1 protein-coding gene is annotated in these 270 nt (G+C 58.1%); it reads right to left on the reverse strand.

Translation table 11 applies throughout. The features are described 5' to 3' along the window. The coding region (locus SB764_RS40585; protein ID WP_410866840.1) for a nicotinamide phosphoribosyltransferase domain-containing protein at positions 1-270 on the reverse strand (270 nt) is incomplete at its 3' end.

Below are 270 nucleotides of genomic sequence, written 5' to 3' on the forward strand. Positions count from 1 at the left end.
GCCGGCTTCGTTAAACGGCTCGCCGTGGCCTGCGAAACATGCCTTCGCCTGATCGATCATCGCCGCCGTGACGGGCCGGCACAGATACTCCTTGATCAGCATCTGCAAGCCGAAGAACAGCGTGCGGTGATAGCGTCCGCCGCGCGACTCGATGTACGAAAACATCGCCGACGCGTCAGGCGGATATTGCAGGTAGTGCGACGCCTTGTACGAATCCGTGTTGAGGATCAGATTGGACAGGATCGAGGAAATATCGTTGAGACCGTCGAT

The organism is Paraburkholderia sp. SIMBA_027 (assembly GCF_046535315.1).
GTDB lineage: Bacteria > Pseudomonadota > Gammaproteobacteria > Burkholderiales > Burkholderiaceae > Paraburkholderia > Paraburkholderia tropica.